1 protein-coding gene (only partly in view) is annotated in these 14,406 nt (G+C 63.4%); it reads left to right on the top strand.

From position 1 onward, the window contains the following. Positions 1-14,406, top strand: the 3' portion of a protein-coding gene (locus CLU80_RS00860; RefSeq protein ID WP_099756490.1) for a non-ribosomal peptide synthase/polyketide synthase. The gene continues 3,438 nt to the left of window position 1, outside the view; 14,406 of the gene's 17,844 nt are visible here — the last part of the coding sequence; the start codon falls outside the window, past its left edge; the stop codon is at positions 14,404-14,406.

The following is a 14,406-nucleotide window of genomic DNA, read 5'->3' as shown; positions in this document are numbered from 1 at the left end:
GTCGCGGTGGCTCGTGACGGCGCGTTGCCGCTGTCGTTCGCCCAGCAACGCTTGTGGTTTCTCGCACAAATGGAAGGCGCCAACACCGCGTACAACATTCCCATCGGCCTGCGCCTGCGTGGGCAACTGAATGAGCATGCGCTGCAACAAGCCTTGGCGCGTATCGTTGCGCGTCACGAAACCCTGCGCAGCCGTTTCGCCCAGTTCAATGACCAGGCGCAAGTGCTGATCGCCCCGGTCGACAGCGGTCTGCTGCTGCGCGTTGAAGACCTGCGCCAGCATCCGCAAGCCGACCAGACCTTGGCGGCGCTGATTCAGGGCGAGGCCTCGGGACCGTTTGACTTGCAGGATGATGCACTGATTCGCGGACGCCTGGTGCGGCTGGCCGACGATCATCATGTGCTGTTGCTGACCCTGCACCACATCATCTCCGATGGCTGGTCGATGGGTGTTCTGACCCGTGAACTGATGGCGTTGTATCAGGCGTTCAGCCACGGTCAACCAGATCCACTGCCGCCGCTGGCGCTGCAATACACCGACTACGCAGTGTGGCAGCGGCGCTGGCTCAGTGGCGAGGTTCTGGAGCGTCAAAGCGAGTATTGGCAACAAACGTTGGCGGGCGCTCCGGCACTGTTGACGCTGCCGACTGATCGCGTGCGCCCGGCGCAGCAGGATTACGCCGGCAACACCGTCGAGGTGGTGCTCGACGAACGCCTGAGCGCCGGGCTCAAGGCTTTGGCCCAGCGTCACGGCGTGACGATGTACATGCTCATGCTCGGCGCATGGGCGAGCCTGTTGAGTCGGTTGTCCGGGCAATCGGAAGTGGTCGTCGGTTCGCCCGTGGCCAACCGCAGTCGGGCCGAGATCGAAGGCCTGATCGGCATGTTCGTCAATACCCTGGCCCTGCGTATCGATACCTCGGGCGCTTTGAGCACCGAGGCGCTGCTGGCGCGGGTCAAGGCGCGGACGCTGGATGCGCAGACGCATCAGGACCTGCCGTTCGAACAAGTGGTGGAAATCACCAGGCCTGCACGCAGCATGGCGCACAGCCCGTTGTTTCAAGCGATGTTCAGTTGGGACAGTGGCCACGGTGCCAGCCTGAGTCTCGGCGAGCTGACGCTGGAAAGCGTTGCCGAACCGAGCCACTTTGCCAAATTCGATGTGTCGCTGACGCTGGCAGATGCGCCGGACGGCATTCGCGGTGTGCTGGAGTACGCCGTTGCCTTGTTCGATGAGTCGACTATTCAACGTTACGTCGGCTACTTCCAGCGCCTGTTGCAGGCCATGGTCAGCAACGATCAAGCGGTGCTGGAGCAGGTGGCGTTGTTGGCGGACGATGAGCGTCAGCATCTGCTGGTCGATCTGAACGCAACCACTGTCACCCACGATCTTGAGCAGACTGTTCATGCTCGCTTCGAGACGCAGGTGTTGCGCACGCCAGACGCGGATGCCGTGGTGGCCGGTGAATTGCGTTTGAGTTACGCCGAGTTGAACCGTCGCGCCAACCAGCTCGCCCATCACCTGCGCCAGTGCGGCGTGGGCCGCGATTCGCGGGTGGCGATCTGCGTCGAGCGCGGGCCGCAGTTGCTGGTCGGTCTGTTGGCGATTCTCAAGGCCGGCGGCGCTTATGTGCCGCTGGACCCGGGGTATCCTGCTGAGCGTCTGGCCTACATGCTTGAGGACAGCGCGCCAGTGGCGGTCCTGGTGCATGCGCCGACGCGTGCGCTGATCGGCGAGTGGGCCGGCGTGTTGGTCGATTTCGACCAGTGCACCTGGCAAGACCTTGCGCAAAGCAATCCGCAGGTGCCAGACCTGAGCGCCGCGAACCTGGCCTATGTGATTTACACCTCCGGCTCCACCGGCACGCCGAAGGGCGTGATGGTCGAGCACCGCAACCTGGGCAATCTGCTGCACTGGAGCGCCAGCCTGTGTCCGCTTTCTACCGGTGCCGCGCTGTTGCAGAAAACCCCGCTGAGTTTCGACGCCTCGGTATGGGAGCTGTTCTGGCCGTTGAGCTGCGGCATGCGTCTGATCCTCGCTGGCCCGGACGACCACCGCGATCCGGCCGCGCTGGTGCAGCTGATTCGTGAGCAACAGGTCAACGTCGTCCAGTTTGTGCCGGCGCTGTTGCAGCAATTCCTTGAAGTGGCAGAGGTGGGCGAGTGCAGCAGCCTTACCGATGTGTTCTGTGGTGGCGGTGCGCTGACGGCCGCGTTGGTGCGCAGCGTGCGCGAACATCTGCCGCAGGTACGCCTGCACAACGTTTATGGCCCGACCGAAGCCACCGTCGACAGCACCGTATGGACGCTGGAGGCGAATTCGCCGGTACCGCAAGGCGCGCCACCGATTGGCAAACCGCTGTGCAACACCCGCGTGTACATCCTTGATACTCACCAACAACCGACGCCATTGGGTGTGGTCGGCGAGATGTATCTCGGCGGCGTGCAGGTAGCGCGGGGTTATCTGAATCGGCCTGAGCTGAGCGCCGAACGTTTCCTCGACGATCCGTTCAGTGATCAGCCCGGCGCACGTTTGTACCGCACGGGTGACGTCGCACGGTATCTGGCCGATGGCAATATCGAGTACCTGGGGCGTAATGACGATCAGGTCAAAATCCGTGGTTTACGCATCGAACTGGGCGAGATTCAGGCGCATCTGGCGCAGGTCGACGGTGTCCGCGAAGCGGCCGTGCTGGCCCGTGAAGACGTGCCGGGCGATCAGCGTCTGGTCGCGTACTACAGCGGCGAACTCGTCGAAACAGATCAGCTACGCAGCCAATTGCTCAAGCATCTGCCGGCCTACATGGTGCCTGCCGTGTTTGTGAATCTGCCGGCGTTGCCACTGAGCCCCAACGGCAAACTGGATCGCCAGGCCTTGCCGGCTCCCGACCAGACTGCGCTGCTGAGCCGGGAATACGAAGCTCCGATCGGTGAAGTCGAAACCGTGATTGCCGGGATTTGGGCCGAGTTGCTGAAGGTCGAGCGGGTCGGGCGCTTCGATCATTTCTTCGAACTGGGCGGCCACTCGTTGCTGGCAGTCAATCTGGTTGCGCGCATGCGTCGGGCCGGCCTGTCGGCGGATATTCGTGTGCTCTTTGGCCAGCCGACATTGGCCGCGCTCGCTGCGGCTGTGGGCGGCGAACCTGATGCGGCGGTGCCGGCAAACCTCATTGCGGCCGATTGCCCGCGCATCACCCCCGAATTGTTGCCGCTGGTAGCGCTGGACCAAGCGACGATCGACCGTATCGTTGCAAGCGTCCCCGGCGGTGTGCGCAATGTTCAGGACATCTACCCGCTGGCACCTTTGCAAACCGGCATCCTGTTCCATCATCTGTCGGCCGCGCAGGGCGATCCATATGTGCTGCAGGCGCAGTTTGCCTTCGCCGACGAGCAGCGTTTGCAAGTGTTCACTGATGCCCTGCAACGGGTAATCGAACGCCATGACATTCTGCGCACGTCGCTGTTCTGGGAGGGGCTGGAAGAGCCGGTGCAAGTGGTCTGGCGTCAGGCTTCGCTGGGCTGCGAGGCCTTGCCGCTAGACGCCGAAGCGGGCGATGCGCTGAGCCAGTTGCGCAGACGCTTCACCATCGATAACTACCGTATGCCCGTCACCGAGGCGCCGCTGATGCGCGTGGTGCACGGCCGCGATGAGGCCAATCAACGCGTGGTGGCGTTGCTGCTGTTCCATCACCTGGTGATGGATCACGTGGCGCTGGAGGTGTTGCAGCACGAGATGCAGGCGTTTCTGCTGGGCAACGACGGGCTGCTGAGCGAACCGGTGCCGTACCGCAATTACGTGGCGCACACCCGTTCCGGCCTGACCGCGCAAGCGCACGCCAGTTTCTTCGGCGAGATGCTCGGCGCTGTTGATGAGCCGACCTTGCCTTACGGGCAGAATCTGGCCAGCGACGGCCCTGCACAAGAGGCGCAACTGGACCTGGAAAACGCGCTGAGCCACAGCATCCGTCAGCAGGCCCGGCGTTTGGGGGTCAGCGCCGCCAGCCTGATGCACCTCGCCTGGGGGCAGGTGCTGGGGCAATTGTCCGGACGCGACGCCGTGGTGTTTGGCACGGTGTTGCTCGGGCGATTGCAGGGCGGTGAAGGATCGGAGCGGGCACTCGGTGTGTTCATCAATACCTTGCCGCTGTGCATCGAGCTGAACGCCCATAGCGTCAAAGGCGCCGCACTGGCGACCCACGAACGCCTGAGTCAGTTGCTGGCCCATGAACATGCACAACTGGCGCAGGTGCAGCAATGCAGCGCCATGCCGGCGGGCACGCCGCTGTTCAGCACGCTGCTCAACTATCGTCACAGCGTGCCGGTCGGGCCGATATCCGCTGAGGTGCAAGCGGCGTGGCACGGCATGCAATTGCTCGCTGCCGAGGAACACACCAACTATCGCCTGACTCTCAGCGTTGATGATCTCGGTGAAGACTTCCGCCTGAAGGTATTGGCCGGGGCCGGCATTGATGCGCAGCGTATCTGCGGGTACATGCAGGGAGCGTTGATGACGTTGCTGGAGGCACTGGAGCACACGCCGCACGTGGGCTTTGACCGGTTGTCGATCCTGCCGGCAGATGAGCGCGAACAGTTGCTGGTGGATTTCAATGCGACCGAGGCTGACTACCCGCGTGGGCTGACGATTGCCCGGCGCTTCGAGTCGCAGGTCACCGAGCGTCCGCAGGCTATTGCAGCGGTGTTTGCCGGACAGCCACTGACTTACTTGCAGCTCAATCGCCAGGCCAATGCCTTGGCGCATCACTTGATCGCCATCGGGGTGAAAGCCGATGACCGCGTGGCCATCGTCGCCCGCCGGGGCCTGGATACATTGGTCGGGCTGGTCGCCATCCTCAAGGCCGGCGCCGGCTATGTGCCGATCGATCCAGCGCATCCTGCCGAGCGGATCAGTTATTTGCTGAGCGACAGCGCACCGGTCGCGGTGCTCACGCAAAGCGATCTGCACCAGAGACTGCCGCTGTTGAGCGTGCCAGTGATTGATGTCGATCTGTGCGCATGGCCGGCGCAGGCGCAGCACAACCCTGCAGTGCCGGGCCTGAGCGCTACGCATCTGGCGTACGTGATCTACACCTCGGGTTCGACCGGTCTGCCCAAAGGGGTCATGGTCGAACATCAAACGTTGTCCAATCTGGTCGACTGGCACTGTGAAGCGTTCGATTTACGCGCCGGCAGCCACACCTCAAGCCTTGCCGGATTCGGTTTCGATGCGATGGCGTGGGAAGTCTGGCCGGCCCTGTGCGCGGGCGCGACCCTGCACCTGGCCCCATCCCATGACGGCGCTGAAGACATCGATGGGTTGCTCGACTGGTGGCGTGCGCAGCCGCTGGACGTGAGCTTTTTGCCAACACCGGTCGCCGAATATGCGTTCAGCCAGAACCTCGATCATCCGACCTTGCGCACCTTGCTGATCGGTGGCGATCGCTTGCGCCAGTTCAGCCGTCAGCAGCGCTTCGCCGTGATCAACAACTACGGCCCGACCGAGGCCACCGTGGTCGCGACTTCCGGGCGTATCGACGTTGGCGCGGCGTTGCACATTGGTAAACCGGTGGCGAATGCGGCGGTTTATTTGCTCGACGAGCAGCAACGGCCAGTGCCAATGGGCGCCATGGGCGAGTTGTACGTCGGTGGCGCGGGCGTGGCGCGGGGTTATCTGAACCGCGCCGATCTGACCGCTGAGCGCTTTCTGCACGACCCGTTCAGCCCCTTGCCGAATGCGCGCATGTACCGCACCGGTGACCTTGCCCGTTGGCGCGAAGACGGCTCGCTCGACTACCTGGGGCGTAACGACGACCAGGTGAAAATCCGTGGCATGCGCATTGAATTGGGCGAAATCGAGACTCGCCTCAATCAGCTCCCTGGTATCAACGAAGCGGTGTTGCTGGCCCGCGAGGACCAACCCGGCCAGCCGCGACTGGTGGCCTATTTCACCGAACAGGCGGGGGCCGAGCCACTGGCAGTGGGCGAGTTGCGCGAGCATCTGCTGACGCAGTTGCCGGACTACATGGTGCCGGCAGCGTTTGTCCGGCTCGAGGCTTTGCCGCTGACCGCCAATGGCAAGGTCGACCGCAAGGCATTGCCGAAACCGGACCTGGCCGCGCTGCCGACCCGCGAATACGAGGCTCCGCAAGGCGAGCTGGAAACAGCACTGGCGCAGATCTGGACCGAAGTGCTGCAAGTCGGGCAGGTCGGCCGTCACGACCACTTCTTTGAACTGGGCGGTCATTCGCTGTTGGCGATGCGCATGGTCTCGCTGATCCGTCAGCGCCTCGGCGTCGAACTGGCGCTGAGTGATCTGTTTGCCGATGCGCAATTGAGCGCAATCGCTGCAGTATTGAACCGCGCCGGGCGCAGCGCGTTACCGCAGATCTTGCCGGCACCGCGTGATCAGGCGCTGCCGATGTCCTTCGCCCAACAACGCCTGTGGTTTCTCGCGCAAATGGCGGGTGGCAACTCGGCGTACAACATTCCTCTCGGCTTGCGCCTGCGCGGTCACCTCGACGTCGATGCCCTGCAATCGGCGCTGGCGCGGATCGTCGCCCGCCACGAAACCCTGCGCAGCCGTTTCATCCGCCTCGACGACAGCGCGCAGGTGTCGATTGCCCCGGTCGATAACGGTTGGCTGCTGCGCGTAGAAGATCTGCGCCAACAGCCGCAGGCCGAGCACACCTTGCAAATATTGCTGGCGCAGGAAGCCTCGACAACGTTTGATTTGCAGAACGATTCGTTGATTCGTGGACGGTTGGTGCGTCTGGCTGACGATCATCATGTGCTGCTGTTGACCGTGCATCACATCGTTGCCGACGGCTGGTCGATGGGCGTGCTGACCGGCGAGTTGATGGCGTTGTATCAGGCGTTCAGCCAGGGACAGCCTGACCCGTTGCCAGTCCTGACTTTGCAATACGGCGACTATGCCGTGTGGCAACGGCGCTGGCTCAGCGGTGAAGTGCTGCAGCAGCAAAGCCAATATTGGCAGCAGACCCTCGACGGTGCGCCGGCCTTGTTGACGCTGCCCACCGATCGCCCGCGACCGGCGCAGCAGGATTACACCGGCGGCAACGTCGAGGTGTTGCTGGACGAGCGCCTGAGTACTGGCCTCAAAGCGTTGAGCCAGCGTCATGGCGCGACCCTGTTCATGACCCTGATGAGTGCCTGGGCGTTGCTGATGAGTCGGCTGTCCGGGCAATCCGATGTGGTGATCGGCGCGCCGGTGGCCAACCGCAGCCGCGCTGAAACCGAAGGCCTGATCGGTATGTTCGTCAATACGCTCGCCGTGCGCATCGACACCTCGGGCGCGCCCAGCGTCGAAGCGCTGCTGGCACAGGTCAAGGCGCGGACACTGGAAGCGCAGGCGCATCAGGATCTGCCGTTCGAGCAAGTGGTGGAAATCGCCCGCCCGGTGCGCAGCCTGGCGCACAGCCCGTTGTTCCAGACCACGTTAAGCTGGGACGGCAGCGTTGGCCCGCAACTGGCCTTGGGCGAGCTGACGCTGGAGGGTGTTGCCGGGACCGGCAATGTCGCCAAGTTTGACCTGACGCTGACACTGGGCGAGGTCAACGGAGTGCTTCGCGGCACGCTGAACTACGCCACGGCGCTGTTCGATGCGCTGACGATCAAGCGGTACATCGGCTACTTCGAACGTCTGCTCGAAGCGATGATTGCCGATGATCAAACGGTGCTGGAACGTGTGCCATTGCTGGCAAATGATGAGCGCCAGCGCTTGCTGTACGACTTCAACGCCACGGCGCGAGGCTACCCGCAAACACTGACCGTACACGGGGTTTTCCAACAGCAGGCAGCCGCGCATCCCAAAGCTGTGGCGGCCGTGCATGGTGCGCATTCGCTGAGCTACTTTGAACTCAACGCGCAAGCCAACCGCCTGGCCCATCACCTGATCGCGCACGGCGTGCAGCCGGGCGATCACGTGGCGATCCTGCTGCCGCGTTCGCTGGAGTTGCTGGTCGCGCAACTGGCCATTGCCAAATGCGCGGCCGCTTATGTGCCGCTGGACATCAATGCACCGAGCGAGCGCCAGGCGTTCATGGTCGAGGATTGCCGCGCGGTGGCGTTGTTGACCTTGAGCGGCGAAGTCATCGACTACGCCGCGCCGCGTATCGACCTCGACAGGCTGACCCTCAACGGCCAGCCGACGCACAACCCGAACCTGCTGCAGTCGTCCGAGTCGCTGGCGTACATCATGTACACCTCCGGTTCCACCGGCACGCCGAAAGGGGTGATGGTGCCGCACCGGGGCATCGGCCGCTTGGTGCTCAACAACGGTTACGCCGATTTCAATGCGCAGGATCGTGTGGTCTTCGCCTCGAACCCGGCGTTCGATGCGAGCACCATGGACATCTGGGGGCCGCTGCTCAATGGCGGTCGCGTGGTGATCATCGACCATCAAACCTTGCTCGATCCGCATGCTTTCGGCCGTGAACTGAGCAGCAGTGGCGCAACGATCCTGTTCGTCACCACCGCGCTGTTCAATCAATACGTGCAACTGATCCCGCAGGCGCTCAAAGGTTTGCGCATCCTCCTGTGCGGCGGTGAGCGTGGCGATCCGGCGGCGTTTCGTCGAATGTTGGCCGAGGCGCCAACACTGCGCATCGTGCATTGCTACGGACCGACTGAAACTACCACCTACGCCACAACCTTTGAAGTGCGCGAAGTGGCAGAAAACGCCGAGAGCGTACCGATTGGCGGGCCGATCGCTAACACGCAGGTTTATGTGCTTGATGCGTATCAGCAGCCAGTGCCGATGGGCGTCACCGGCGAGCTGTATATCGGTGGGCAGGGCGTGGCGCTGGGGTATCTGAACCGGGCGGATCTGACTGCCGAGAAGTTCCTCCGCGATCCGTTCAGCGATACTCCGGGCGCGCTGCTTTATCGCACCGGCGACCTCGCGCGCTGGCTGGCGCCGGGGCAACTCGATTGCATCGGGCGTAACGACGATCAGGTGAAGATTCGCGGTTTCCGCATCGAACTGGGAGAAATCGAAAACCGCCTGCTGAATTGCCAGGGGATCAAGGAAGCGGTGGTGCTGGCGCGCCGCGACGGACAGGACTCCCCGCGTCTGGTGGCGTACTACACGGCGCACGATGAACACTTGGACAGCGCTGAGCTGCACGCGCAAATGCACGCGCGACTGCCGGAATACATGGTGCCCACCGCGTGGGTGCAACTCGATGTATTGCCGTTGAACAACAACGGCAAGGTCGATCGCAAGGCGCTGCCGGCACCGACGCAGGAGGCACTGCTCAGTCGGGCCTACGAGGCACCGGCCAATCCTCTGGAAGCAAGCCTGGCGCAGGTCTGGGCCGAGGTGTTGCAGGTCGGGCAGGTCGGTCGCTATGACAACTTCTTCGAGCTCGGCGGCCATTCATTGCTGGCCATGCGCATGCTCTCTCAGGTGCGCCAGCAATTGGGCGTGGAGCTGGCGCTGGCCGATCTGTTTGCCAACCCGGAACTGGCGGCGGTCGCCGAAGTGTTGAGTCAGGCCGAACGCAGCAGCTTGCCGCCGATTCTGCCGGCGCCGCGCGATCAGGCACTGCCGTTGTCGTTCGCCCAGCAACGCTTGTGGTTCCTCGCGCAAATGGATGGCGGCAACACCGCCTACAACATTCCTCTGGGCTTGCACCTGCGTGGCCGACTCGACGCCGTGGCACTGCAACGGGCATTGGCGCGAATCGTCGCTCGTCACGAAACCCTGCGTAGTCGGTTCACCCAATTGAATGACGAAGCACAGGTGTTGATTGCCCCGGACGACAGTGGCCTGACGCTGATTGTGGAAGATTGGCGGCAACAGCCGCAGACCGAGGAGGCCTTGCGTGCTTTGGTCGACGCTGAAGCGCGCGGGCCGTTCAACTTGCAGGACGATCCGTTGATTCGCGGTCGGCTGGTGCGTCTGGCCGATGATCACCATGTGCTGTTGCTGACGATGCACCACATCATCTCCGACGGTTGGTCGATGGGCGTGCTGACCCATGAATTGATGGCGCTGTATCAGGCGTTCAGCCGTGGCGAGGACGATCCGCTGCCACCGCTGGCCTTGCAGTACACCGACTACGCGGTATGGCAACGGCGCTGGCTGAGCGGCGAGGTGTTGCAGCGCCAGAGTGATTACTGGCAGCAGACTCTGGCCGGCGCCCCGGCATTGTTGAGCCTGCCGACTGACCGACCACGGCCGGCGCAACAGGATCACCGCGGCGGCAGTGTCGAGATCGTACTGGACGCGCAGACCAGTGCCGGTCTCAAGGCGTTGTGTCAGCGCCACAGCGTGACGCCGTACATGGTGATCATGAGCGCTTGGGCGATGCTGCTTACGCGTCTGTCCGGGCAGTCCGATGTGGTCATCGGCTCGCCCGTCGCCAACCGTACCCGCGCCGAAATCGAAGGGTTGATCGGCATGTTCGTCAACACCCTGGCGCTGCGCATCGATACCTCGGGTGATCTGACGGGGGCAGCGCTGCTGGCGCGGGTCAAGGCCCAGACTCTGGCCGCGCAGGCGCATCAGGATCTGCCGTTCGAACACGTGGTGGAAGTCACCCGACCGCTGCGCAGCCTTTCCCACACACCGTTGTTCCAGACTTTGCTGAGCTGGGACAGCAGCGTGGCGCCAGCCCTGGCACTCGGCGAGCTGACGCTGGAAGGCCTGGCCGGGGAAAATCACTTTGTGAAGTTCGACCTGTCGCTGAGCCTGGGCGAAAGCGAGCACGGGGTTCGTGGCTCGCTGCGCTACGCCACCGCGCTGTTCGATGAGTCGACCGTGCAGCGTTTTGTCGGTTACTTCCAGCGCTTGCTGGCGGCGCTGGTCAGTGATGACCAGGCGGTGTTGGCGCAAGTCGAGTTGCTTGCGGCGGATGAGCAGCAACGCCTGCTCGGCGACTTCAACGCGACGGCGCTTGATTGCCCGGTCGAGCAACCGGTGCAGAGCCTGTTCGAAGCACAGGTGCGGCGTCAGCCGGACGCCATCGCCGTGCAGTCGGGCGAACACAGCCTGACCTATCGCGAGCTGAATGCCCGTGCCAACCGCCTCGCGCATCACCTGCGTGAGCAAGGCGTCGGGCCGGATGCGCGGGTGGCGCTGTGCGTCGAGCGTGGGCTTGATCTGGTGGTGGGGCTGCTCGGCATTCTCAAGGCCGGTGGCGCGTACGTGCCGCTGGATCCGGCTTATCCTGCGGAGCGCCTGGACTTTATGCTCAGGGATTGCGCGCCGGTGGCGGTGCTGGTGCAGACGGCCACGCGATCGCTGTTTGCCGAGGCTGGGGCAGTGCTGATCGACTTTGACCAATGCACCTGGCACGACCAGTCAGAATACGATCCGCAAGTGCCAGGCCTGAGTCCTTCGAATCTGGCGTACATGATCTACACCTCAGGTTCGACTGGCACACCCAAAGGCGTGATGCTCGAACATCGTGGCTTGTGCAATCTGGTGCATTGGGGCTCGCAGATTTGCCCGCCAGCTCCAGAGGGCGCGTTGTTGCAGAAAGCCCCATTCAGTTTCGATGGTTCGGTGTGGGAATTCTTCTGGCCACTGACGGCCGGTGTGCGTCTGGTGCTGGCACGGCCGGGCGGCCATCGGGAACCGGCGTACCTGGCGCAAGTGATTCGTCAACAGCGGGTTACGGTGGTCAAGTTCGTGCCGGCGCTGTTGCAGCAATTTCTCGAGCTGCAAGACGTCAGTGAATGCACCAGCCTCACCGATGTGTTCTGCGGTGGCGGCGAACTCACGGCGGCCCTGGCCCGCGAAGTGCGCCAGCAACTGCCGTGGGTGCGCCTGCATAACGTGTATGGCCCGACCGAAGCCACGGTCGACAGCACCGCGTGGACACTGGAACCGCACATGCCTGTGCCATCCACCGAATTACCGATTGGCAAGGCCATCTGTAACACCCGTTTGTACGTGCTTGATGCGCATGACCAAGCGGTACCGCTCGGCGTCATTGGCCAGTTGCACATCGGCGGCATCGGCGTGGCGCGAGGGTATATGGGACTGCCACAGATGCAGGCCGAGCGCTTTATCGACAGTCCGTTTGTGCCCGGGGACCGCTTGTACCGCACCGGCGATCTGGTGCGGTACCGCGCGGACGGTAACCTCGAATTCCTCGGGCGCAATGACTTCCAGGTCAAGCTGCACGGCTTGCGCCTGGAACTCGGTGAAATCGAAGCGCGTTTGATCCAGCACCCGGGTGTGCACGAGGTGGTCGTGCTGATGCGCGACGAGCGTCTGGTCGCGTATTTCACAGTGCGCGAGGGCAGCGCTTCTCCGGCTATCGACATGCTGCGCGCGTTCATTCTTGAGCAGTTACCCGAGTACATGGTGCCGGGTGCGTTTGTTGCGCTCGACGTCCTGCCCTTGAGTCCCAACGGCAAGATCGACCGTCAGGCGTTGCCGGCGCCGGGCCTCGACGCGGTACTCAGCCGACATTACGAAGCACCTCAAGGCGAACTCGAAACCTTGCTGGCGCGGGTCTGGGGTGAAGTGTTGAATGTCGAGCAGGTCGGACGCCACGACAACTTCTTCGAATTGGGCGGGCATTCGCTGCTGGCGATTCGTCTGGTCAACCTGCTGCAGCGTGCGGGGCAACAGGTGACGCTGGCGGAGCTGTTCCAGCGTCCGAGTGTCGAGTCGCTGGCCGCGCTGCTCAGTCAACGCCATGCCGCGCCCGAACAGCCGGAAGGACTGGTTGTGGTGCGGCCGGGCGAGGGCGGCGATGCGCTGTTCCTGATCCATGAGTTCAGCGGCAGGGAGGTGTATTTTCCGGCATTGGCGATGCACATCGAGGGGCAGTTTGCGATTTACGGTTTGCCCGGTGTGCCGTTGGGGCAGCCGCAGCTGCGCACGCTTGAGTGCATGGCCACGCGGATGGTCGGGATTATCCGGGCGGTACAACCGCATGGGCCGTATCGTCTGGCCGGGTGGTCGTTTGGTGGCTTGCTGGCGTATGAAATCGCTCAGCAGTTGCTGGGTCTCGATGAGACGGTGGCGTTTGTCGGCCTGCTCGATACTTACGCGCCGCATCCGGCCAGTCAGGATAAAACCCGCTGGAGCGGCGCGCATCGCGACAAGCATCAGTTGCTGGAGCACTGCCGCGCGCGTTCGCAGATGCGCGGTGCAGAAGGGCTGCCGGCGTTGGCTGAGGTCGAGCGGCTGAAGGCTGAAGTCGAACGCATTGCGTTCGATGAGCTGTTCCAGCGCTGCTGCGAACAGCAATTGCCTGACCCGGAACTGGCCGCACTGAGTGCAGCGGATGCCTGGAGTTACTTTGATCGTGAGGCCGCTCATGGCCTGGCGCTGGCGCATTACCGGGTCAGCCCGGCCAGTCAGCCGGTGCACTTGTTCCGCGCTCAGGCACTGATGCCGGGGCAGGCGCAGCCGAGTCCGACCCGTGGTTGGGAAAACAAGATCAGTACAGGTTTGCTGCGCTGCATCGATGTCCCGGGTGATCACCGCAGCATGATGAAAGCTCCGGATATTCAGGCGCTCGGTCAGGCCTTGAGTCAGGCTATGGCCGCTGCGCAGGTTCCGGAGCCAGAGGCCTATCAGCCGCTGTTGACCATTCAGAGCGGGCACGCCGGGCATGCGCCGATCTTCTGCGTGCCGGGGGCGGGCGACAGTGTCACCGGGTTCATTCACCTGACCGAGGCCTTGGGCCCGGAGTGGCCGATCATCGGCCTGCAACCGCGCGGGCTCGATGGCAGCGGCGTGCCGCACAGCCAGGTTGAAGCGGCAGCGAAGTGCTATCTGCAAGCGGTCGAGCAGTTGTATCCGCAAGGTGCGGTGCACCTGATCGGCCATTCCTTCGGCGGCTGGGTCGCGCATGCCATGGCCGCGCAGTTGCAGGCGGCGGGGCGTGAGGTGGCGTCATTGACCCTGATCGACAGCGAATCGCCCGGCGGCAACGGTACGGCGGGCAAGCCGTACACCACGACTGCCGCACTGGAACGCTTGATCGAGACGCTGCAACTGTCCAGCGGCAAGTCGTTGGGCATCGACCCGCTGGCGTTCGCCGAGGCTGACGACACCACGCAAATGCGCCTGTTGCACGAGGGCATGGTGCGCGCCGGTGTGTTGTCTGCGCGTTCGTCAGCGCAGGCCATGCACGGCCCGGTCCGCACCTTCGCCACAGCCTTGCGCACGGTCTATCAACCGCAGTTGGCCTACACCGGGCCGGTGCGGCTGGCGCTGGTCGATGACCCGACGCTGGATGCGTGGGGCAATCAGCGTGAGCAAGCGGCGATGGTCGAAGGCTGGCAACGTCAGGTGACGGATCTGGCGGTGTGGTACGGGCCGGGCAACCACTTCACGATTCTCAAGGCGCCCAACGTTTTCAGTCTCGCGGCGTGGTGGCATGACGGCCTGAAAGTGCCGGCCGGCCAAGTGGTTTCCTGA

The organism is Pseudomonas sp. 29, assembly GCF_002754355.1.
In the GTDB taxonomy this organism is placed as follows: Bacteria; Pseudomonadota; Gammaproteobacteria; order Pseudomonadales; family Pseudomonadaceae; genus Aquipseudomonas; species Aquipseudomonas neuropathica.
The sequence above is the reverse complement of the archived record's forward strand: the minus strand, read 5'-3'. Positions and strand labels throughout refer to the sequence as shown.